General features: G+C 72.6%; 18 protein-coding genes and 1 pseudogene. 8 read left to right on the plus strand and 11 right to left on the minus strand.

The window, feature by feature from the left end; all coding sequences use genetic code 11:
- The 5 genes from Q0994_RS26410 to Q0994_RS26430 all read right to left on the minus strand — a co-directional run.
- The coding region (locus Q0994_RS26410) for a hypothetical protein (RefSeq protein WP_299539094.1) at positions 1-188 on the minus strand (188 nt) is incomplete at its 3' end.
- A 242-nt stretch (positions 189-430) separates the two neighbouring features.
- Positions 431-1243, minus strand: a complete 813-nt coding sequence (locus Q0994_RS26415) for a phosphatase PAP2 family protein (RefSeq protein WP_299539097.1) — start codon at positions 1241-1243, stop codon at positions 431-433.
- Positions 1244-2197: a YihY/virulence factor BrkB family protein gene (locus Q0994_RS26420; RefSeq protein ID WP_299539100.1), complete on the minus strand. Its 954-nt coding sequence runs from the start codon at positions 2195-2197 to the stop codon at positions 1244-1246.
- Positions 2198-3985, minus strand: coding sequence for a diacylglycerol kinase family protein (locus tag Q0994_RS26425; protein WP_299539103.1), 1788 nt, complete (start codon positions 3983-3985; stop codon positions 2198-2200).
- 244 nt (positions 3986-4229) lie between these two features.
- Positions 4230-4625 (minus strand): cupin domain-containing protein, encoded by a 396-nt coding sequence (locus Q0994_RS26430; protein ID WP_299539106.1) that lies wholly within the window; start codon positions 4623-4625, stop codon positions 4230-4232.
- A 53-nt stretch (positions 4626-4678) separates the two neighbouring features.
- Between Q0994_RS26430 and Q0994_RS26435 the strand changes: the two genes are divergently transcribed.
- Positions 4679-5671 carry a helix-turn-helix domain-containing protein gene (locus tag Q0994_RS26435; RefSeq protein WP_299539108.1) on the plus strand — a complete coding sequence of 331 codons (993 nt, stop codon included), beginning with the start codon at positions 4679-4681 and terminating at the stop codon, positions 5669-5671.
- Positions 5672-5972: 301 nt separating this feature from the next.
- Positions 5973-7118, plus strand: a pseudogene (locus Q0994_RS26440) (sialidase family protein); the annotation flags it as partial.
- 183 nt (positions 7119-7301) lie between these two features.
- Here the strand turns inward: Q0994_RS26440 and Q0994_RS26445 are convergent.
- The 5 genes from Q0994_RS26445 to Q0994_RS26465 all read right to left on the minus strand — a co-directional run bounded on the left by Q0994_RS26445 (position 7302) and on the right by Q0994_RS26465 (position 15855).
- Entirely contained in the window at positions 7302-8240 is a 939-nt protein-coding gene (locus tag Q0994_RS26445) for an ABC transporter ATP-binding protein (protein ID WP_299539110.1), read from the minus strand.
- Positions 8237-13219 (minus strand): non-ribosomal peptide synthetase, encoded by a 4983-nt coding sequence (locus Q0994_RS26450; RefSeq protein ID WP_299539113.1) that lies wholly within the window; start codon positions 13217-13219, stop codon positions 8237-8239. The genes Q0994_RS26445 and Q0994_RS26450 overlap by 4 nt, the downstream gene beginning before the upstream one ends.
- A 118-nt stretch (positions 13220-13337) precedes the next feature.
- Positions 13338-14153 carry an ABC transporter permease gene (locus Q0994_RS26455; protein ID WP_299539115.1) on the minus strand — a complete coding sequence of 272 codons (816 nt, stop codon included), beginning with the start codon at positions 14151-14153 and terminating at the stop codon, positions 13338-13340.
- Positions 14150-14929 (minus strand): ABC transporter permease, encoded by a 780-nt coding sequence (locus Q0994_RS26460; RefSeq protein ID WP_299539117.1) that lies wholly within the window; start codon positions 14927-14929, stop codon positions 14150-14152. Before Q0994_RS26460 ends, Q0994_RS26455 begins: the two co-directional genes overlap by 4 nt.
- Positions 14926-15855 carry an ABC transporter ATP-binding protein gene (locus Q0994_RS26465; protein ID WP_299539119.1) on the minus strand — a complete coding sequence of 310 codons (930 nt, stop codon included), beginning with the start codon at positions 15853-15855 and terminating at the stop codon, positions 14926-14928. Before Q0994_RS26465 ends, Q0994_RS26460 begins: the two co-directional genes overlap by 4 nt.
- 265 nt (positions 15856-16120) lie before the next feature.
- Between Q0994_RS26465 and Q0994_RS26470 the strand changes: the two genes are divergently transcribed.
- Together Q0994_RS26470 and Q0994_RS26475 are read left to right on the plus strand one after the other, a co-directional pair.
- Positions 16121-17098: a radical SAM protein gene (locus tag Q0994_RS26470; RefSeq protein ID WP_299539122.1), complete on the plus strand. Its 978-nt coding sequence runs from the start codon at positions 16121-16123 to the stop codon at positions 17096-17098.
- Between the two features lie 13 nt (positions 17099-17111).
- A complete protein-coding gene (locus tag Q0994_RS26475; RefSeq protein ID WP_299539124.1) occupies positions 17112-17630 on the plus strand; it encodes a 2'-5' RNA ligase family protein in 519 nt (172 codons plus the stop codon).
- Here the strand turns inward: Q0994_RS26475 and serS are convergent.
- Entirely contained in the window at positions 17627-18913 is a 1287-nt protein-coding gene (gene serS, locus Q0994_RS26480) for a serine--tRNA ligase (RefSeq protein WP_299539127.1), read from the minus strand. The genes Q0994_RS26475 and serS overlap by 4 nt on opposite strands.
- Positions 18914-19014: 101 nt before the next feature.
- On the opposite strand from serS, the gene Q0994_RS26485 reads away from it, so the two are divergent.
- From Q0994_RS26485 to Q0994_RS26500, 4 genes are read left to right on the plus strand one after another with little or no spacing between them, the layout of a single operon-like run.
- Positions 19015-20076: a radical SAM protein gene (locus Q0994_RS26485; RefSeq protein ID WP_299539375.1), complete on the plus strand. Its 1062-nt coding sequence runs from the start codon at positions 19015-19017 to the stop codon at positions 20074-20076.
- Positions 20073-20855, plus strand: a complete 783-nt coding sequence (locus Q0994_RS26490) for a bifunctional 2-polyprenyl-6-hydroxyphenol methylase/3-demethylubiquinol 3-O-methyltransferase UbiG (protein ID WP_299539130.1) — start codon at positions 20073-20075, stop codon at positions 20853-20855. Before Q0994_RS26485 ends, Q0994_RS26490 begins: the two co-directional genes overlap by 4 nt.
- Positions 20852-22201, plus strand: coding sequence for a hypothetical protein (locus Q0994_RS26495; protein WP_299539132.1), 1350 nt, complete (start codon positions 20852-20854; stop codon positions 22199-22201). The genes Q0994_RS26490 and Q0994_RS26495 overlap by 4 nt, the downstream gene beginning before the upstream one ends.
- Positions 22198-22959, plus strand: coding sequence for a deoxynucleoside kinase (locus tag Q0994_RS26500; protein WP_299539136.1), 762 nt, complete (start codon positions 22198-22200; stop codon positions 22957-22959). Before Q0994_RS26495 ends, Q0994_RS26500 begins: the two co-directional genes overlap by 4 nt.
- Position 22960 lies beyond the last annotated feature (1 nt).

The raw sequence follows: 22960 nt of genomic DNA on the forward strand, positions 1-22960 counted from the left end.
CTCACCGTCTCCGGCCCCGACTGATCCGCCTTCGGCGGCAACGGCTCACGCGGCTCCACCGGCTCCGACACCGACGGAGGTACGGAGCCCGGCACGCCGGGCACGCCGTCGGCCGGACCGGCGGGGCCCAGCAGCGCGTCCGCCGCCTTCTCCGCCGCCGCTTTCAGAGGGTTCTTCTTCTCGCTCATGCCTTCAGCTCCTGGAAGTGCGTCGCCCGGACGATTACGTCACTCCACGACACATACCGCGCACACGGGGTGATCGCCGCGCGGAAATCCTCTGCTCCTCCCCCACCCGGCACCCGAGGGGGCCGCGCTCCGCAGGCCGCGCCGGGCGGCGGGGGTCGGCGGGGCCGCCAGCCGGGTGCACCGCCGTTGGACTGACGGGGTGGCGCTCCGCGCGGTCGCCCGAGCCGGTGGCGTGCCGGGTGTCAGGCTTCCGGGCCGTCGTCCGTACGGCCGGACCGGGCGCCCACGTGGTCGGGTTCGGGCTCGTCGGTGTCCAGTTCGGGTTCCAGGCCCTCGGCCACCGTGGTGCGGCGCAGCCCGGCATCGGCGCGCCAGGCCTCGAAGGACCAGGCCGTCAGGGCGACCACGGCCAGTCCGAGGATCCAGCCGCCGACCACGTCGCTGAACCAGTGCACGCCGAGCGCGATCCGGGTGAAGCCCACGCCCAGTACGGAGACCACGGCGACGGCCCAGCAGAGGCCGCGCAGACTCCGGCGCACCATCGGCAGCAGGACGAGCAGCAGCACCGCGAACGAGGTGGTGGCGGTCATCGCGTGGCCGGAGGGGAACGAGAAGCCGGGGGCGTGCGCGACCGGGTCGGACAGCACGGGCCGGGCGCGTTCGACCACGGCTTTCACCAGCAGTCCGGTGAGGCCGCCGCCGATCGCCGTCACGGCGGACCAGGCCGCCAGCCGCCAGGCCCTGCGGTACAGCAGCCAGCCGGTGAGCAGGGCGACGGCGACCCGCAGGGTGACGGGGTCCCAGACCCGGTCCGAGAGGAAGCGGAGGGTGCCGGTCCAGCCGGGATGTTCGAGCGCCGCCCGGTGCAGCGAGGTGGCGGCGCTCTCGTCGAGCCGGTGCAGGGGCGGCCAGCCGCTCTCCACGAGCAGCAGGAGCAGCCCGAAGAGCACGGCGGCGCCCGCGGCGGCCGCCGCGGAGCCGAGCAGCCGCATCCCGTAGGTGCGGTCGGCGGCCTCGCGCCTCCGGGCGCGCGGGGTGGGGGGTGGCACGGCCATTCAGGCTCCAGGGTCGGGCTGGATCGGGCCGGGCTTGCGGGCCCGGACCGCCTCCAGCTGAGCGGCGAAGGACAGCCCGAGGAACAGGGCGATCGAGGTGAGGTAGGCCCACAGCAGCAGGGACATGAAGGCGGACAGCGGGCCGTACACGGTGTCGAACGACCCGCTGATGCCCAGGTAGAGGCTCAGCAGCCAGGTGAGCAGCGTCCAGAGCACCAGGTAGACGGCGGCCCCGAAGGCCAGCCAGGTGTAGCCGGGCTGCTTGCGGCGCGGGGAGCGGCGGAAGATCGCGCTCGCGGAGAGCAGCGCGAGGATCAGCCCGAAGGGCCACCGCAGCAGGTCCCAGGCGGTCTCGGCGGTGTCGCTGAGGTGGTACACGGACACCGCGGCGGAGACCAGCTCGCCGCCGGCCACCATGAGGATGAAGCCGAGGCCGAGCGGGATGCCGGCGCTGAGCGACATCACCAGGCCGCGCAGGTACTTGCGGTGGAAGACCCGGTCGCGCTCCACGCCGTAGATCCGGTTGGCGCCGCGCTCTATCTGGCACATGGCGGTGGTGACGTTGACGAGGGAGAAGACCAGGCCGAACCAGAGGGCGAGCTGCGCCCCCTCGTCGGCCGTCCGCCGGCTGCGGTCCAGTGCGTCGTCGACGACGTCGGCACTGGGGCCGGCCGTGATCCGTTGGATCGTCAGTTCCGCGACCTGGCCGATGTTCTCGGTGTGCAGGGCGGTGGAGAGGCCGATGAAGGCGATGACCAGCGGTATCACCGCCAGCACCGTCTGCAGGGCGAGGGCGCGGGAGTGGCTGAACCCGTCGGAGTACCGGAAGCGGACGAAGGAGTCCCGCAGCAGCGGCCACCGGCCGTAGCGCCGCAGGGTGACGAGTGCCTCGTCGGCGGAGAGTTCCTCCCCGATCATGTCGCGGGTCTGCGGGACCCTGGTCGCGGTGCCCATTCACGCCTCCCGGGCCGGCAGCAGCACGGTGAGCGCACCGGGCACGACCTCGGCGGCGATCAGCCGTCCGGGCGCCACGGTGTCGCCGTCGAGTTCACGGGGCTGCTCGGTGCCGAAGTCGATGTGGGCGCGGCGGAAGGTGAAGTACTCCACCGCGCCGCGGGGCGACGAGGGGCCGGGCCGGGTGTCCCCCGCGGGGCGGGCGGGCGCGGCCGGGCGGCGGCGCAGCAGGGTCGTGGCGGCGCGCATCCAGCCGCCGGGACCGTGCGGGTCGAGGATCATCAGGTCGAGCAGTCCGTCGTCGGGGCGGGCGGTCGGTACCACGGCGGCACCGCCCTGGATGGTGCCGGTGTTGGCGATGAGCACCATCCGGGCGCTGCGGCGCAGGGCCGGGCGGTCGTCCAGACGGAGCGTCAGGCTGGTGCGGGGGCCGCGCAGTTCACGGACCCCGGCGAGGACGTAGGCGGGCCAGCCGAGTCCTGCCTTCGCGCGGTCGCTGGTGCCGTCGAGCATCGCGGCGTCCAGCCCGGCTCCGGCCATGGCGGCGAAGTGGGCGGGCGGCAGGCCGTCGCCCTCGATCCGGCCCAGGTCGATGCGGTGCGGTGTGCCGCGCAGGGCGGCGTCGAGCGCGTCGGCGGGCTTGATCGGCAGTCCGAGGTTGCGGGCCAGCAGGTTGCCGGTGCCGCAGGGGACGACGGCGAGCGGTACGCCGGTGCCGGCGAGGGCGTCGGACGCGGCGCGGACCGTCCCGTCGCCGCCGCAGACCACGACCAGCGCGGCCCCGTCCCGCACCGCGTCCCCGGTCTGGCCGCCGCCCGGGTCCTCGGCGGTGGTGGAGACGAACTCCGCGCCGTGGTGGCCGTGGCGTTCCAGCACCAGGCGCAGCGCGTCGCGGGTGGCGTCGTCGGTGACGGTGGGGTTGAAGACCACCACGGTACGGCCGGGGACCTGGTCGGACCCGGACTCGGCGGCGGCCAGCGCGACGTCCAGGGCGGCGGCCGGGCGGGGGGCCGGCACGTGGGCGCCGGACAGCAGGGCGCGTCCCACGACGAACATCGAGAGACCGCCGTTGAGCATGCCGCCCACCACGTCGGTGGGGTGGTGCATGCCCCGGTACAGGCGGGCGACTCCGACCACCAGCGGCAGCAGGAACAGCAGGAAGGCGACGGCCTTGCGCCAGGGGCCCTTCATCCGGGCGAGCACCAGCACGGCCAGGCCGGTGTAGAGCGCGGTGGCGGCGCCGGTGTGGCCGGAGGTGTAGCTGGAGGTCGGCGGCGAGTCGTCGAGGCGCTCCACGTCCGGGCGGGTGCGGTCCACGGCCTCGGTGATGACGAGGAAGATCAGTGACTGGAGGGAGACGCCGACGGCCAGGAAGACCGCCTCCCGCCAGCGCGGCAGCCGGGGCACCACGATCAGCAGGAGGCAGGTGACGAAGGTGATGAGGACGATGGTGAGGGTGTTGCCCGCCTCGGACGCGACGAACGACACCTGGTTCCAGGTCTGCGTGCGGATCCGCTCGAAGCCCGTGTTGATGTCGTCCTCGGTCGTCAGCGGCCAGAAGTGGGCGCCGGGCCGGGTGATCAGCAGTCCGATCCCCACCATCAGCGCGGCCTGGCACACCGCCATCGCGGCGATCAGCCCGGCGGCGCGGGCGGCGCCGGTCGTCAGCGCGGGCGCCCGGCCGGGCCGCCGGGAAGGGGCGGTCCCTTCGCCGGAGTAGGGCGCCCGGGGTCCGGGGACCGCCCGGTCCGCCTGGGTCGCTCGTCTCTCGGGTGTGTCCGTCGGCATCGGTGTCCCCGCCCCATTTCATGTCGTCCGGCCGCGGCAGCGGCGGGCCGGGCGCGACGTGTGCGACCAGCTTTCCGCCGCCTTCCCCCAAAGCGGCTCGTCAGACATGGCGGGGCGGGTGCCACGCGGGTTCGGTCCGTCCCCGCGCCGTCCCGTCCGTCCCGCCGGGCGCGCGGCCCCGGATTCACCGCGCCGGGCGGTCCGCCCGGCGCGGTGCGGTGACAGGGAGACCGGACCGGCCGCTTCAGACGCCCAGCTCGTGCCCGGTCGTCGCGTCGACGTGGTCCGGGACCGCGTCGTGGCGATCGCCCACGGTCGGTGTCCCGGTCGGCTCGAACAGGAGGATGGCGGCGCCGGACGGCGCGTACGGCTTGTGTTCCGTACCGCGCGGCACGGTGAAGACCGCCCCTTGCGGGAGGAGCACCGTGCGCTCCCCCTCGGGCTCCCGCAGCCGGATGCTCAGTTCGCCGTCGAGGACCAGGAAGAACTCGTCGGTGTCTTCGTGTACGTGCCACACGTGTTCGCCTTCTACCTTGGCGACGCGGACGTCGTAGTCGTTGACGCGCGTGACGATGCGAGGGCTCCACAACGCGTCGAAGGAGGCCAGGGCCTTGCTGAGGGAGATGGGTTCGCTGCTCATGGGACTCATCCTGCGACGTGCGGCGTGCCTACCGTGAGTGCTAGAAATCGCATATGACGCAAGAATCCTCGCACGCGGTCGGCCCAGCACGCCCCCACCGGGTCGTCGTGATCGTGGACGAGAACTCCAACCCCTTCGAGCTCGGCTGCGCGACCGAGATCTTCGGTCTGCGCAGGCCGGAGATCGGCCGCGACCTCTACGACTTCGGGCTCTGTTCCGCCGAGCCGCGCACCCTGATGCGGGACGGGTTCTTCACCCTCACCGGGGTCGCCGGCCTGGAGGCGGCCGACGCGGCGGACACCCTGATCGTGCCCAATCGCCCGGACGTCGAGGTGCCCCGCCGACCCGCGGTCCTGGCTGCCGTCCGCCGGGCGCACGCCCGTGGGGCGCGGCTGGTCGGTTTCTGCAGCGGCGCCTTCACGCTGGCCGAGGCCGGGGTCCTCGACGGCCGCCGGGCCACCGCCCACTGGCAGTGGGCGGACTCGTTCCGGGCCCGTTTCCCCGCCGTCCGTCTCGAAGCGGACGTGCTGTTCGTGGACGACGGCGACATCCTCACCGCGGCGGGGAGCGCGGCCGCGCTCGATCTCGGGCTGCACGTGGTCCGTCGCGACCACGGCGCGGAGATCGCCAATTCCGTGAGCCGTCGGCTGGTCTTCGCCGCGCACCGGGACGGCGGACAGCGGCAGTTCGTGGAGCGTCCCCTCCCGGACCTGCCGGACGAGTCCTTGGCGCCCGTCCTGGCCTGGGCGCAGGAACGGCTGGACTCGCCGCTCACCGTCGCCGGTCTCGCGGCGCGTGCGGCGGTCAGCCCGGCGACCCTGCACCGCCGTTTCCGGGCGCAACTGGGCACGACACCGCTGGCGTGGCTGACGGGGGAACGGCTCGCCCTGGCATGCCGGCTGATCGAGCGCGGTGAGTCCCGGTTCGAGGTGGTCGCGCGTCGCAGCGGTATCGGCACCGCCGCCCATCTGCGCACACTGATGCGCCGGGGAACCGGCATCACACCGTCGGCGTACAAGCGCCGGTTCGGGCAGGCGACGGACTGACGGCCGCGCTCCCGACGGGGCGTCGGCGGGGCGCCGGCGGACCACGTCCCACGACGGCGCGGACGTGCCGGCCGCCACGTGGCCCGGCCGGGTCAGCCTTCCCTTGTACGTGTGCGCCGCCGCGCGGTCGGCGCGGCGGACCGTGATATGCGTCTACCGACGCCGGTCGCCGTGCCGGGGCCTCCCCCGCCACAGCCCGCACCCGTGTGACCCTCCGCACCGCGCTCCGAGCGCGTACCGCGCCCTGGCCGGCGCCCCGCTCCGTCGCGCGCTCGTCCCCCTCACGAGAACAGAGCCGTCCATGCAGCGCAGACGCACCCCGGCCCTGGCGGCCACCGCCGCCCTCCTGGCGATCGCGGCGGGCGCCGCCGTCGCGGCCCCCGCGGCCGGGGCGGACGAACCGGCCCCGCTGGACATCGCGTCCCAGGGGATCGGCTCCCCGTACTACCGCATCCCGGCGCTGACCACGTCCGTCCGGGGCACCCTGCTCGCCGCCTACGACGCCCGGCCCACGCTCGCGGACCTGCCGGGGAACATCGGGGTCGTGCTGCGGCGCAGCACCGACGGCGGGGCCACCTGGCGGGCGCAGCAGGTGATCCGGGCGGAGGCCGCTCCGAAGGGGTTCGGCGATCCGAGTCTGCTGGTCGACCGCGTCACGGGCCGGATCTTCGTGTTCTACGCGGCCTCCGTGAACCAGGGGTTCTTCGGCTCGGCCACCGGCGTCGACGAGAGCGACCCGGACGTCCTCCAGACCGACTACAGCTACTCCGACGACGACGGGCTGACCTGGAGGCACCGCAGGATCACCGGCCAGATCAAGAACCCGGCCTGGGGAGGCATGTTCGCGGCCTCGGGAGAGGGCGTCCAGCTCCGGGCCGGCGCCTACGCGGGGCGCCTGATCCAGCAGTACACGGTCTTCCACCGCGGCGGCACCTACGCGGTGAGCGCCTACAGCGACGACCACGGCGTCACCTGGAGGACGGGCGCACTGGTGGGGCCCGGCGGGAACGAGAACAAGACCGTCGAGCTGAACGACGGCCGGATCATGCTGAACAGCCGCGCGGCGCCCTACCGGAAGGTCGCCTATTCGAGCGACGGCGGCGTCACCTACACCCCCTTCGTCGAGGACGCCCGGCTGCCCGATCCGGCGAACAACGGCTCGCTCATCCGCTACGCCCCGGACGCCGCCGCCCCCGATCCGCGTTCGTCGTGGCTGCTGTTCAGCAACACGGAGAGCACCTCCGCACGGGTCAACCTCACGGTGAAGATGTCCTGCGACAACGGCCGTACCTGGCCGGTCCGCAGGGTCGTCGAGCCCGGCAGCGCCGCCTACTCGACGCTGACCCGCCTGCCCGGCGGCCGGTTCGGGCTGCTCTGGGAACGGGACGGCTACCGGCACATCACCTTCTCCTCGTTCGGCCCGGCATGGCTCGGCACCTGCGCGGACGCCGGTGCCGCCCCGGCGACCGGGACGTGACGGCCGGGGTCGAGCGCGGGAGGGAGCACCACGGAGTGGCGCCCGGAAGGCGGGGACGCGTACGGGTGCGGGCTTGCGGACGGGTGCCGATGCCGCTCCCGTTCTCGTTGGGGCCTCTGGGGAAGACGCTGCCGTCGTGGTTCCGGAGCCCGCTCAGCCGACCAGGGCACGACCGGTGAGGCGCAGGAAGACGTCCTCCAGCGAGCCCTTGCGGACCATACTGGCTTCCGAGCGGATGCCCCGGTCGCGCAGTCGGGCGAGCACCCGTTCCCCCTCGTCGACGTACACCAGCGTGCGGTCCGGCAGCACCTCCACGTGCGAGGCCAGTCCCGCCATCGCGTCCCGTACCCGCGCGTCCTCGCCGGCCTCCGTCCGGATCTCCACCACCTCGGGTGCGGCGTAGCGGGCCGTCAACGCGGCGGGCGTTCCCTCCGCCGCGGTCCTCCCCCGGTCGAGGATCTGCACGCGGTCGCACAACTCCTCGACCTCGTCCATGTAATGGGACGTCACGACGAGGCTGACACCCTCCTTCTTCAGCAGCCGGAGCTGCTGCCAGATGATCTGCCGGGCCTCGGGGTCGAGACCGGTGGTGGGCTCGTCCAGGATCAGCAGGTCCGGGGAGTTGACCAGGGCCCGCAGGATGACCAGCCGCCGTCTCATCCCGCCCGACAGGGTTTCCACGGTGGAGTCGGCCCGGTCCGTCAGGCCGGCGAAGGCGAGCAGTTCACCGGTCCGCCGCCGGGCTTCCGGCCGCGACAGACCGAAGAACCGTGCATACGCGTAGAGGTTCAGGCGGGCGCTCAGTTCGGTGTCGAGGCAGTCGTACTGGGGCACCACACCCAGCCGGCCGCGGATGTGGGGCCCCCGGCCCGCCGGGTCCATCCCCAGGACGCGCAGCTCGCCCGAGTCGGGCCGGGAGACGCAGCCGATCATGCGCATCAAGGACGACTTGCCCGCACCGTTGGGGCCCAGCAACCCGACGGACTCCCCGCGCCCGACCGTGAAGTCCACCCCGCGCACGGCTTCGTGACCGCGGTAGCTCTTGCGCAGGCCGCGCGCCCGCACGAGCGCCTCGTCCGGGGCGCCGGTCACCGGGGTCCCTCGGCCCGCAGGTCCGCGACCGCCGAGGCCAACCCCCGTGGCGTCGGCACTGCGAGGAAGCGTCGGACGGGGACCTGCACTCCGACCTCGGCACGGATGGCTCTGATCAGCCGGATGGCCAGCAAGGAGTGTCCCCCCTGGTCGAAGAAGTTGTCGTCCGGGCCGATGCCGGGCCGATCCAGCACGGCGGCGAACGCGCGCAGCACCGCCTTCCCCGTCTCGCCCGGCTCGCCCGGTGCCGGATCCGGCCCAGGGTCCGGATCCGCGCCGGGGGCCGCCGGGTGAGCGGCAGCAGGACGGACGACGGCGGTCTCCATTCGGTCCACGAACTCCTCCCAGCGGTCGAGGAAGCGCTCCACCGTCTCCCGGCCGTAGAGGGACGACCGGTAGTGGACGGTGATCCCCATACCGTCGGGGCGCTCGACGAACGCCACGGCGATGTCGAACGGGGAGGAGGTGACCGGCGGCGTCACCGCCGTCACCTCGGCACCGGGCAGTGAGGGCAGCGTGTCCGCCGCGTCCTCCTGGGCGAGCATGATCTGGAACAGCGGGTTGCGGTCGGGACGCCGCTCGGGGTTGACGGCCTCGACGATGTGGGCGAAGGACAACTCGGACCGGGCGAAGGCCGCCGGGTGACCGTCGCGGACCTCGCGGAGCAGATCGGTGAATCTCACGCCGTCGTCGATGCGGAGCCGGAGCGCGATGGTGTTGACGAAGAACCCGACGACGTCCTCCGAGGCGGCAAGCGTCCGGTTGGCGATCGGGCACCCGATAACCACGTCGCCGCCGGCCCCTGACTCGGCGAGGACGGCGGACAACGCGGCGCTCAGCACCAGATAGGGCGTCGTCCCGGTCCGCCGTGCGAGGGAGCGGATCGCTTGCGCCCGTTCCGTGCTCCAGGTGCGGTGGACGGCCGACCCGGCGGTGTCGCTGGAGCGGGCGCGGTCCGTGGGGAGGGTGACCTCCGCGGGTGCGCCCGCCAGGTACTCCCGCCACCACGCGACGGACTCGGCGCCGCGCCGGGTGGGCGCCCCGACCGGGCCGATCTCGGCCCGCTGGCGGGCGGCGTGGTCGGCGTACGCCAGGGCGGGCGACGGGAACGGCTCACCGGCGTAGGCCGCGGTGAGGTCACTCGTCAGGCGCCTCACCGACCAGTCGTCGGTGACGATGTGGTGCAGGCAGAGCAGGACGACGGCGTCGTCGGGTCCGAGGTGGAAGACGTCCAGGCGGAAGGGCAGGTCCCGCTCCAGCGAGAACGGCCGGGACGCTGCCCGCGCCAGCCCGGCGGTCAGTCCGGCCGCGGTGGTCCGGTGTTCCACGGGTGCCCACGCCGGGTCCGGGTCGATGCGCTGCCGGGGTGTTCCGTCCTGCTCGGGGAAGCGGGTGCGCAGCACCGCGTGGCACCGGACCACCGCGTCCCAGGCCGCCCGGAGGGCCGCCACGTCCAGCGGCCCGCGTACCCGCCAGGTCCACGGGACGACGTAGGCGTCGTCGTCGGGATCAAGCGTCTGGAGCGCCCACAGCCGCTCCTGTTCGAAGGAGAGCGGTGCGTCGTACGGGTCCGCGCGGACCCCCGGGGCCGGGGGCTCTGCCCCGGGCGGAGGCATGACACGTGCCAGGTCCGCGACGCGCGGATGGGCGAACAGGTCGGCCAGCCGGGGCGCGCGGCCCCGGCGGGCACGGACGGCGTTGAGGAACCGGATGGCGAGCAGCGAGTGGCCGCCAAGCGCGAAGAAGTCGTCGTCCGGGCGCACTTCGGGAATCCCGAGCACCTCGGCGAGCACCTCGCACAGCAGTCCCTCGGTGTCGTCCGACGCCGTGGCGGTGGAGGGTTCCGTCCTCCGCTCAGGCAGCGGGGACGACCGGCGCGGCGCGGTGACCGGGTGCACGAAGACCGGCTCGCCGGCCAGCACCGACGTGAGTACCGCGTCGACCCGGTCCAGGAGGGCGTCCACCGTGCTCCCGTCGTAGAGGGCGGTCCGGTATTCGGCGGTCAGGGTGATTCCGTCGGGTCCTTCGGCGAACCCCAGTCCGAGGTCGAAGGCCGCCGCGGCCCCGGTCGCCGTGACGGGCTCGACCTTCGCGTCCGGGAGGCGCGGCACCACACCGGTGCGGTACTGCTGCGCGAGCATGACCTGGAAGAGAGGGTTGCGGTGGGGCAGCCGGGGTGGCCGGACCGCCTCCACGACGTGGGCGAGCGAGACCTCCGAGCGGGCCAGGGCGGCCAGGTCCGTCTCCCGGACCCGGTCGAGGAGTTCGGCGAACGAGGCGCCGTCCGCCACCCCGACCCGCAGCACCACGGTGTTGACGAAGAACCCCACCATGTCGTGGGTGCGTGCGTCGGTCCGGCCCGCCACCGGGCACCCCACCACCACCTCGGGTCCCACCCCCTTCTCGGCGAGCGCCACGACCAGGGCGGTGTGCATGACGTGATAGACCGTCGCCCCGGAGGCACGGGCCCGTTCGGCGACGGCGCGCCGCCGTTCCGGCGACCAGTGACGGTGGATCACCCGGCCCGTCAGGTCCGCCGACCGCGTCCGGTCGTGCGGGAGGGACGTCTCGGCGGGAAGGCCGGCCAGTTCCTTCGACCACCACTCGACCTGTTCCGCGGCCTGGCCCACGGGCGCGCCGACCTCTCCGAGCGTCTCCCGCTGCACCCGGGCGACGTCGGCGAAGTCCACCCGCGGGCCGGGCAGCTCGGGGACCCGGCCCGCCGCCCGGTGCGCGTAGGCGGTACTCAGGTCCTCGGCGAGCCGGACCGTCGACCAGTCGTCGGTCACGATGTGGTGCAGGCACACCACGACGACGTGCTCCCGGGGAGCGACGCGGTGGACGAAGATCCGGAACGGGAGGTCCTCGACGAGCCGGAACGGCTCACTCAGGGCCGCCACGACGTCGTCCGTGAGCCGGACGGCCCACGTCGGCTCCGGGTCGACCACCTGGGCCGGGACGCCGTCGGTCACCGGGAAGCGGGTGCGCAGCACCGGATGGCGGCGGATGACGTCGGACCAGGCGGCGTGCAGGATCTCCAGGTCCAGATCGCCCCGTACCCGCCAGGCCCACGGCACCACGTGCGGACTCTCTCCGTCGGACAACTCCGCCAGCAGCCAGAGCCGTTCCTGTTCGAAGGAGAGGGGTGCCGGGCCCGCTCCGCCCACCGACGCGGCCGGCTGCACGGCACGGCGGAACGCCCGGACCAGGTCGGCCGGCCGGTCGGCCGAGAACAGGTCCCGCACGGTGGGCGCCCACCCCAGCTCGGTCCGCAGCCGGGCGATGATCCGCATCGCCATGAGGGAGTGCCCGCCCCGGGCGACGAAGCCCACCGTGTCGCCGTCGCCGTCCCCCAGTTCGTCGGCGAGCACGGCCCGCAGCACGTCCTCGGCCGCGTCGGGGACGGCGGCCGGGTGCCCCGTGGCCGACGGAGTCACCGGGGCGTCCGGGACCTCGGGTGTCTCAGGAACCGCGGGCTCCGTCGCGGGGACGGCCCGTCGGTCGACCTTGCCGCTCGGCAGCGTCGGCAGGGAGGGCACCGCCGTGATCACGTTGGGCACCATGTAAGGGGGCAGCGCGGCGGCCACGTGCGCACGCAGCTCGGAACCGGCCACGCGGTCCCCGGCCACGAACGCGACCAGTTCGGTGCCACGCGTGGTGACCAGCGCCTGCTGCACGGCCGGGTGCGCCAGGAGCACGGACTCCACCTCACCGGACTCGATCCGGTGACCGCGGACCTTCAGCTGGGCGTCGGCCCTGCCGACGAACTCGTACACTCCCGAGGCGTCCAGCCGGACCCGGTCACCGGTGCGGTACATCCGCGTCCCGGGCGGGCCGTACGGGTCCGCGACGAAGCGCCCGGCGGTGAGGTCCGGGCGACGGAGGTAGCCGCGGGCGAGGCCGTCGCCCGCCAGATACAGCTCCCCTTCCTCGCCCGGCGCGACCGGACGCAGCGCCTCGTCGAGCAAGCGGATCCCGGTACCCGGGTCGGCGATCCCGATCGGTGCGAGGGGGCGCGTCCACGCCGGATCGAAGGACCACAGGGTGGAGTTGACCGTCGCCTCCGTGACACCGTACGCCGCGACCGTCACGCACCTTCGTGACCAGCGGCGCATCAGCTCCGTGGGTACCTTGTCCGCCCCGGTCATGACGGTCAGCCCCGGTGGCAGGGGGACGTCGTGCGGAAGCAGTTCGAGGAAGGCGGGCGGCAGGGCGGTGTGCGTCACCCCCTGTTCCCGGAGCAAGCGCCCGAACTCGTGGTCGGGCACCCGCGCGTCGTCGGGCACGATCACCAGTCTGCCGCCGAGCAGGAGGGCCATGGCCGTCTCCCAGAAGGCCACGTCGAAGCTGAGCGAGGAGAACTGGGTGATGACACTGTCCGGCCCCACGGCCACGCGTCGCGCCGCGGTCTCCAGCAGGCTCCGCACGCCCGTGCAGGTCACCACGACGCCCTTGGGTCTGCCGGTGGATCCGGAAGTGTAGATGACGTAGGCGGCGCTGTCGGCGGGCGCCGTGGGTCCGACGGCGCAGTCCGCTTCGTCGCTCCCGTCGCTCCCGCCGGTCCCGTCGGTCCCGTCGGTCCCGTCGGTCCCGTCGAGGAGCAGGATGTCGTGGGCGGCTTCCCCGATGCGCGCGCGTCCCCCGGGGGTGGCCACGACCAGTGCGGGGCGGGCGTCGTCGATCATCATGGCCAGTCGTTCCGGCGGGTAGTCGAGACCCAGCCACAGACAGGCGGCGTTGACCTTCGCCACCCCGAGCCAGGCGACGACGGCGAGCGGTGAGCGTTCCACGGCCAGCGCGACGATGTCCCCCGTGCCGAGTCCCCGTGCGGCGAGACGCCGGGCGAACCGGTCCGACGCCCGGTCCAGTTGTCGGTACGTCAGCCGTTGCGCGCCGCACACCAGCGCGGTCCGGTCGGCACGGGCACGCACCCGCTCGGCGAAGAGTTCAGCGATCGGCGACGGCGTACGCAGGGGCATGACGGGTTCTCCTACGAGTTCGGGCCGGCGCGGCGGGCGGTGCCGGACGGTTGGCACGCGGGGGCGCTCCCGCGGAGGGAACCGGCGGACCGCACGGGCCTCCGGCGATCGGGACGGTTCAGTCGAGCAGCAGGGTGGCCAGGCGCCGTCCGGTCACCAGGACTCCCAGGGCCGCGACGGCGGCGAGGTATCCGGCGTTCAGCAGCAGGTCGGGGGTGGGCGCGCCCGAGCACAGTCCGCGCAGCAGCCTCACCGCGTGGGTGAGCGGCACGGCCTCGACGAACGGCCTGAGAGGCCCGGGATAGGCGCTCAACGGGAAGAAGGTGGTGGACAGGAGGGACATCGGCAGGGTGGCCAGCGAGATCAGGTCGAGGTCCTTCCAGTTCCGCAGGAACGTCGTCGCGGCCATGCCCGTCGCGGCGAACGCGAACGCGGTCAGCACCGCGGCGGGGAGGGCGAGGAGCGTCCACCAGGTGTGTGCCTCGCCCATGGCGGTCAGGACGGCGAGGAAGACTGCGGCGTAGCCGGCGCTGCGCACCAGCGCCCAGCCGATCTCTCCCAGCGCGATGTCGACGGGGCCCAGCGGGGTGGCGAGAAGAACGTCGTACAGCCGGGAGTGCCGGAGGCGGAAGAGGACCTTGAAGCTGGTGTCCGCGACCGCGCTCGACATCATGGCGGAGGCGAGCAGTCCGGGTCCGAGGAACGCGGTGTAGGGCATCGGGCCGAACGGCGTTCGTACGTCACCGATCAGCGCGCCGAGCGTCGCGCCGAACAGGACGAGGTAGCACAGTGGTTCCACGAGTCCCGCCGCGAGGTCGAGCCACTGGTGGCGGTGGGCGCGGGCGGCCCGCCTCACCACGGACCGGGCGCGTCCGGCGTACAGGCCCGTCAGGGCGAGCGCCGGGCGGCGGCCCCGGGCGGGTGCGGTCGTCATACCGTCAGCCTCCGCCGGAAACGGGTCACCGTGAGCGCGGTGCCCGCGGTGAGCAACGCCAGCAGGTAGCCGAGGTGCGGGAGCGCGCCGCCGTCGCCGCGCGCCAGTGCGACGCCGTGCCACAGCGGCAGCGCCCACGCCGCGGGTTGGAGCCAGGCCGGAAGGAGACCGAAGGGGAAGAAGGCACCCGACAGGAGCACCATGGGCGGACTCAGCACGCGGGTGACCAGCTGGATCAGCCCCGTCCCCTCGGCCATGACCACCGTGAGGGCGCTGAGCGCGGTGGCGAACGCCGTGCCGCAGAGGAACGCCGCGAGCGCGGCGCCGAGCACCGGGCCGGGCGGAACGGCGGTGAGCAAGAGGACGGCGAGGCAGGTGCACAGGGTGGTCACGGCGATCCGTGCGGCGACCCAGAGCACATGGCCGACGGCCAGTTGGGCCGGGGTGATGGGGGTGGACACCGTGGCGTGGTAGGTGCGTTCCCCGTTCAGTCCGGTCATGATCGGGTGGATGGCCTCCCCCGCCGCCGTCTGTACCGCTCCTACGACGAGGATCGCCGGAGCGAGGTATTCGAGGTAGGGAACGCCGCCGCCGATCCGCTGTTCCTGCTCCCCTCCGTCGAGGAGGCCGCCGACCCCCAGGCCGAGGGCCAGGAGCAGGAGGGTGGGGTGGACGAATCCGGATACCAGACAGATGCGCCAGTTGCCCCGGTACCGCGGGGCCGATCCCTCCATGACCAGGTAGACGCCACGCCACCAGACCGCACCGCTCCTCATCTCCTCCCCTCCGGCACGGTCAGGGCGAGATAGGCGTCCTCCAGGGAGGCACGTCGCACCACGGCCGCCTCGAAGTCGGCCGACGCCCGGCGCACCGTGGCCAGAGCCCGCCCCGTGTCGTCGGTGGGGACCAGCAGATGCTCTCCGACGGTGTGCAGACCGGGGAAGTACGGGGCCAGGAGGGTGGCGGCGGCCTCGGCCCCACCGGCGCGGAACCGCAGCTCCAGCACGCGTTCTCCGCCGTGCCGGGCGATCAACTCCTGCGGGGTGCCCTCGGCGACGACCCGTCCGCCGGCCAGCACCACGATCCGGTCGCACAGGGCGTGCGCCTCCTCCATGTGGTGGGTGGTCAGGAGTTGTGCCACGCCCCGGCTGCGCAGTTCCCCGAGCAGCGACCAGACGGCCTGTCTGGCCTGGGGGTCCAGTCCGGACGCGGGTTCGTCGAGGAGCAGCAGGTCGGGGTCGTTGACCAGGGTGCGGCCGATCGCGAGTTTCCGGGCCATGCCGCCGGAGAGGGAGCCGACCCGGGCGCGTGCGCGGTCGGAGAGTCCCGACAGCGCCAGAAGTTCGTCGGCGCGACGCCGCGCCGCGGCCCGCCGCAGGCCGAAGTACCCGGCCTGCACCTCCAGGTTGTCGCGGACGTTCAGCTCGGCGTCCAGCACGCTGCGCTGGGCGAGGTACCCGGTCCGGGACCGGATCCGGGGGCCGGCGACGTCCGGATCGTGGCCCAGCACCCGCAGGTGCCCTGCGTCTCTCCTGCTCAGTCCAGCGAGCATTCGGATGGTGGTCGATTTGCCTGCACCGTTGTGCCCGAGAAGGCCGACGATCTCCCCGGCGCTCATATGGAGGTCCACCCCTCCGACTGCGTCGACACGCCCGTACGCCTTCCGAACACCCCGGGCTTGAACAATCCATTTACTCGCCATCCGCGCCGAGGCTACCCCGGCTCCACCGACCGATCAAGACCGCCCCGCTCCGCCGGATTCACCCTCACTTCCCTTGCGTAGAAGGAGACTTGACCTCGGTCTACTTAGGTTCCCCTGACCATTCAATGGACCCTGGACAGCTCCGGAGGCCGCTGCTAGCGTTTCTTTTCTCGCTCGTCCGAAAACCCGTTCGGCACGGCGAAAGCCCGCTCTATGCAATTTGTGGAGAAATTCGCAAGATGTAAAAGACGGAAGGGTGATCAGCGTGCGAGTCAGTCTCGACTTGGCACCAATAGGACAGAGAATTCCGCCGGAAAAAAGGGTTTCGGTCGTATCCGAAATCGAGCAGAGACTCGCCGACCGCGGTCAGACCCTCGCCGAGGCCATCAGCGACCGGGAGCTCTACTTCCGCATGTCGGTCGTCGGTACCTGCAACCTCTCGTGCAGCTTCTGCCACAACGAGGGTGCGCCCACGTCCGGCAAGATGAACACCGAGAACGCTGACCGTGCGATCGCCGCCGCCGTCCGCGCCGGGTTCACCCGGGTACAGCTCACCGGCGGTGAACCGCTGCTGCGTCAGGACATCGACGAATTCGTGCGCGTCGCCCGCAGGCACGTGGACGACGTCGGCGTGACGACCAACGGAACCTATCTGCCCAAGCGGCTGGACGCCCTGATGGACGCCGGGCTGGCCCGCATCCACGTCTCCCTCCAGACCGAGCCGCTGGAGGAGGCCGGCACGGGCGGCGCCTGGGGAATCCCCGACTGGCTGCTGCCCACCGTCGAACGGGCCAGGTCCGGCGCCTTCAGTCTGCGATTCAACCTTCCGGTCCCCGTCGACTGCCTCGACCGTGCCGACGCGTTCCTGGACCTGCTCACCTACAACGGCGTCGACGTGAAGGTCTTCTCCGTGCTCCCGGAGGGTGAGCAGCGGGAGGACACCTATCCGCTGGAACGGCTGGAGGAGATCGTCGAGCAGGCAAACGCCCGCGCGGTCGCACCGGCCGGCAAGCGGCCCGGAGAAGTGTTCATCCGGGGGTTCCGTCCCCCGTCGGGCCTGCGCTGCGGCTCCTGCGGCGACGCGGCACGCTGCATGGAGCAGTCACACTCGCTGCGCCTGGGTGCGGACATGAAGTTCCGTCCCTGCCTGGCCACCCGGGACTGGGACAGCTGGTTCACCGAAAAGGACCTCGACGCCACGGTCCGTGAAGCGGCTCTGCTCGCCCTGGACTACCGGTGGTGAGCGGGGAGGGCAGGTGAACCCCCTGAGCCACCTGTCTCTCTGGCTCCATCCCGCGGCGCGGGACGAGCCCGCGTTGCGGGCGGAGATCGGCCGGCTGGCGACACGGTGGGGTTCACCGCCCTTCGCACCGCACCTGACGCTGGTCGGCGGATTCGACGCACCCGAGGACGAGGCCCGCCGCCGGGCGGCGGACCTGGCGTCGGAACTCGGCCCGCTGGACGTCGAGTTCACCACGCTCGCCTCGGAGGAGCCGCTGCACAAGTCGCTCTTCCTGGGCGCCGCACCGAACGCTCGTCTGGACGCGGCGTTCGGCACGGCGGTCCGGATCTGTGCCGGCCCCGTGGGCGAGGAGCCCTTCCGGCCGCACCTGAGCCTGGCCTATCTGGACGCACCGGCGGAGCTCAGGGAACGCGCCGCGGCCTCCATCGCCCTGTCCCTGCCGGTACGGGCGCGCTTCGACGCCCTGGCGCTGTGGCGCACGCCCATGCCCGTGGTGGAGGACTGGCGGAGGGTTGACGTATGGGCGCTCTAGCTCTTCGGCCGGACCAGCCGGTCGGTTCCCACCCGGTCGCGCAGGACCTCGGGGATCACCACGGAACCGTCCGCCTGCTGGTGCTGCTCCAGGATCGCGGGAAGGATGCGGCTGGTGGCCAGGGCGGACCCGTTCAGCGTGTGCAGGAACTTCGTCCTGCCCTGGGCGGGGCGGTAGCGGATAGCGGCCCGGCGGGCCTGGTAGTCACCGGCCCAGGAGACCGAGGAGACCTCCTTGTATCCGCCGACGTGCGGCATCCACACCTCGACGTCGAGCGTCTTGCGCATCGAGGCGCTGGCGTCGCCCGCCGCCAGCAGCGACGTGCGGTAGTGCAGCCCCAGGCCCTCCAGCAGGGACTCGGCCTGCCTGACCATCGAGTCGAAGGCCTCGGGTGCTTGCTCCGGGGTGGTGAACTGGAAGATCTCGACCTTGTTGAACTGGTGGCCGCGGACCGTACCGCGCTCGTCGGAGTGGGCTCCGGCCCGCTCCCGCCGGTAGCACGGGGTGTAGGCGAATGCCCGGTGCGGGAGGTCGCCCTCGGCGAAGATCTCGTCCTGGTGGGCGCCCAGAATGGCCGTCTCCGACGTCGGCAGCAGGAACTGCGGCCGGTGGGAGTCCGGGTTGGCGATGTGGTAGACGTCGTCGCGGAACTTCGGGAACTGCCCCGCCGCGAAGCCGGCCGACTCGAGCAGCATGTGGGGAGGGAGGAGGAAGGTGTAACCGGCGGCGATGTGCTGGTCGATGAACCAGTTCAGCAGCGCCCACTCCAGGCGGGCGCCGTAGCCGGTGTACATCCAGTAACCGGCGCCGCCGAGCTTCGCGCCCCGGGCGAAGTCGACCAGGCCGTACTCCTTGGCGACGGTGGTGTGGTCCACCACCTCCGACAGCGTCGGTTTGGTGCCCCACTCGCGCAGGACCCGGTTGCTCTCCTTGCCCCCGGCCACCACGTCGTCGGCCGGGAGGTTGGGCAGGGCGCTCATCTCCTCGTGCAACGCGGCCTCGACCTTGGCCAGTTCCTCCTCCAGCGCCGCCACCACCGCCTTGGTGTCCGTGGGCGGCGCGGGCGGCTCACCGGACGACGCGCGCTTGGCCGCGGCATAGGCGCGGGCCGCCTCCTTGCGCTTGTGCTGCTCGTCCGCGATGCGGCCCACGAGGTCCCGCCTGCTCACGTCCAGCTCAACAATCGCGGACAGCGCGCGCTCCACCTCGGCGGCGTCCAGCCTTTTGGCCAGCGCGGCGGCCGTGGCAGCCCTGTCCTTACGAATCACGTCCAGATCAAGCATGCGTGTTCCTCACGATCGACTGCTACTGGGAAGGGAGCAGGGAGTTGTCCAATCCAGACCAAAGCGGCACCCAGCGGGGCCGACACCATGACACGCCGGCCGTGGAGTCCGGACGGGGAGCGAGTCTAGCCGCTGACCTGAGCCGGATCTTCTTCTGGATCAACAGCGGCTGCAACGCGCGCTGCCGGATGTGCGACATCTGGAGGGAACCCCCCGGCAGGACCTTGGCGGCGTCCGACGTCGCCCGCTGGGCCCCCGGTTGGCGGGAGCGCGGCGTGTCCCGGGTGGTGCTGTGCGGCGAACCCCTGCTCCATCCCGAGATGGCCGAGGTGTGTGCCGCGGTGCGCGACGAGGGCATCCGTCTCGACATGCTGACCAACGGCCTGCTGCTGGAACGGATGGCCGACCAGGTGGTGACCTCGTGCGACACCCTCACCGTCAGCCTGGACGGCCCCGAACCGGTGCACAACGAGGTCCGTGGTCGCGGCAACGCCTACGGCCGTCTGCGGGCGGGCGTCCGGGCCGTCCGGGAGAAGGCCCCGGACCTCCCGGTGGCGGCGCGCTGCGCCGTGCACCGGATGAACGCCCCGCATCTGCGGGCGACCGTGGCCGCCGCCCGTGACCTGGGCGTCGACGGCATCAGCTTCTCCGGGGTCGACCTCCACAACGAGGCCGCCTTCCGGCGCGAGGGCGTGATCGACGGTGCCTACGTCGACGGTCTGAGCGTACGGGGCACCGACCTGGACGCGCTGGAGACGGAGCTGTCGGCGCTGATCAGCACGCACGCGGCCGACTTCGCCTCGGGGTTCCTCAACGACTCACCCGGCCACCTGCGCTCGGTACTGGTCGACTACTACCGGGCGCTGGACGGCCGGGGGCAGATGCCGGAGCCCCGCTGCAACGCGCCCTGGCGGTCGGCGGTCCTCGAGTACGACGGCACCGTGCGCCCCTGCTTCCCGATGGAGCCCTACGGGAACATCTTCGACACCGACGACCTGTTCCGGGTGGCGAACGGCGCGACGGCGCGCGCGCACCGCACGGACCTCGACGTGCGGACGGACGCGACCTGTCTCGGCTGCGTGTGCCAGACGCGGATCACCGACGAGGTGTCCAGGAGGTGGGCCGAGCGGCCGGACGAACTGGCCATCAAGGCGATCCGGTGACCGCACTCCGGGCCCGCCGCCGCCGGGTCAACGAGCACGCGTGGGACCTGCGGACCGGAGTGCATCTGGACTCCTCGTTCTACGACGTGCCGTCGGTGCGGGCGGGCCGCTGCACCCTGGGTGAGCGAGAGTTGTCGCAGGCGGGTGACGTCACCGGTGCGCGGCTGCTGCACCTCCAGTGCCACTTCGGACTGGACACCATCTCCTGGGCGCGGCGCGGAGCCCTCGCCACCGGGGTCGACTTCTCGCGGACCGCGGTGGCCGAAGCCCGCTCCCTGGCGGCCGAGTTGAGCGTGCCGGCCGAGTTCCACCGCGCCGACGTGCAGGATCTGCCGGCCGGGCTCCGCGGCTTCGACCTGGCCGTGGCCAGCTACGGGGTCATGTGCTGGCTGGACGACCTGTCCGCGTGGGCCGCCTCGGTGCACGGGGCCCTGCGTCCGGGGGGCCGTTTCCTGCTGGTGGAGTTCCACCCGGTGCTGGAGCTGGCCCTGCCCGGATCCGTCAGCGGCCACGGCTCGTACTTCGGCGTGGCCGACCCGCCACCGGCCGCGACGTCCGGCACCTACACCGACCGCGACGCGCCGATCCATTACCAGGAGTACCGCTGGCAGCACCCGGTCGGGGATGTCGTGAACGCCCTCGTCGGCGCCGGTCTGGAGCTCACGAGCCTGGGCGAGCACCCGGACAGCCCGGTCCCGCTGTTCGACCGGGAGTTGGAGGGCGGCCCGTTCGCACGGGCCCCGCGCACCTATTCGATCACCGCACGGAGGAAACCTTGACGGACACGACGGCGCTTCCCGCCGCGACCCGGGAGTCGGTGACCGGTCTCTTCGCCGCGCTCGCCCGCGACCAGGAGCGTGCCAGAGCGACGCTGAACCTCGTGCCGAGTGAGAACGTCCTGTCACCGCTGGCCCGGGTGCCCATGGTGCTGGACGCCTATGCGCGCTACTTCTTCGACCACAAGCGGATGTTCGGCGCCTGGTCGTTCTTCGGCGGGACGGGCGCGGGAGAGATCGAGCAGGAGACGCTGGTCCCACTCCTGCGCGACCAGGCCGACGCGCCGTTCGTGAATCCGCAGCCGGTCTCCGGGCTGAACTGCATGACGGCGGCGATGAGCGCCCTGGCCTCGCCCGGGGACACCGTCGTGCTCATTCCGACCGACGCCGGCGGCCACATGAGCACGTCCGGGGTGGCGCGGCGGCTGGGGCTGCGGGTGCTGACGCTCCCCATGGCCGACGCCCACACGGTCGACCGCGAGGCGTTCGACGTCCTGCTGCGCACCGAACGGCCCGCGCTGGTCTACCTCGACCAGTCGACGGTGCTGTTCCCGCTGGACTGCGCACCGTTACGGGCGGCCATCGAGCGGGAGTCGCCGGGGACGCTTCTGCACTTCGACTCCAGCCACCTCAACGGCCTCATCCTGTCGAAGGCGCTGCCGAACCCGCTGGACCAGGGAGCGGACACCTTCGGCGGGTCGACGCACAAGACCCTCGCCGGCCCGCACAAAGCGTTCCTGGCGACCCGCAGGGAGGACCTGGCCGGCCGCATCGCCGCGTCGACCGCCGACCTCGTCAGCCACCACCATCCCGCGGAGGTGCTCTCCCTGGCGGTGACCCTGCTGGAACTGCGGGACCGTGACGGTGCCGGCTACGGCGCGGCGGTCCTGGCCAACGCCCGTGCGCTGGCGGGGCGGCTGCACGAGCGGGGAGCCTCGGTGGCCGCCGCCGAACGGGGCTTCACCGGCTGTCACCAGGTGTGGCTGGACACCCGGTCGGACGACGAGGGCGTCTCCATGGCGGACACCCTGTTCGAGGCCGGCGTCGCGGTGAACCGGGTGGGCGTGCCGGGTGTGCGCGGTGCCGGTTTCCGGCTCTCCTCGGCCGAGGTGACCCGCTGCGGGGCCACCGAGGCGGACAGTGTGGAACTGGCCGACGTCATCGCGGACGTGGTGGTCGACGGCGCCCCGGCGGACCGGGTGGAGGCCCGGGCGGCAGCTCTGCGGGCCCGCCTGTACCGCCCGAGGTACTGCTTCGACGGCGAGGCGCTGGAGGATCCGGCGGTGCCGCAATGGCTGCGCCGACTGGCCGCGGCCGTGGCCCACGGCGTGTACGGGGAGGACCGATGACCACCCTCGACCAGGACACCGCGGACCGGCTGAAGGCCGTCGCGCAGAACCTCTACGACGTCGCGCCCGACGACAGCGGGCGGACGAACGGCGCGGGCCGCTACATCGCGATCTCGGGCAACACCGCGGCGGGGAAGACGACGCTGATCGACACGGTCGCCGAGAGCCTGCGGGAGGACGGAGCCGACGCGGTGGGCGTCAGCGAACGGGTGTTCCACCACCGCTACCTCAAACTCATGTTCTCGGCGTCGGCGGACTTCGCCTTCCCCATCCAGTTGTCGTTCATGCTGGAACGCCATCTGCTGCTGCTGGACAACCTCGTCCGGCGCGGGCGCACGATGGTGATGGAACGCTCGCACCTGGACGACGCGATGTTCGTCCGGGAGCACGTGGGCACCGGCAACATCACCGCCGCCCAGGAACGGGCGTACACCGAAGTGTCGAGGGAACTGAACGCCCGCATCCCCAACCCCGGCCTGATCGTCCTGATGAATCCGGAGCCGGAGCTCTCGCTGGAGCGGCTGGCCCGGGCCGAGGCCGAGGGCCGCAGGCCCAGGGAGTTCCCGTCGGAGAGCGCCAAGAGCGCCTGGGTGCACCGCTGGTACGACCTGTACCGGGAACTGCACGACGACTACCGGCGCCGGGCCGTCGACGGTGACCTGCGAGGCACCGTGCTGCTCGAACTGGACGCCGCGGCGCCGCCCGAGGAGAAGATCGCCGCGGTGGTGGCACAAGCGCGTTCGCTGGTGGGGGGCTGAG

Source organism: uncultured Streptomyces sp. (genome assembly GCF_947488945.1).
Classification (GTDB): domain Bacteria; phylum Actinomycetota; class Actinomycetes; order Streptomycetales; family Streptomycetaceae; genus Streptomyces.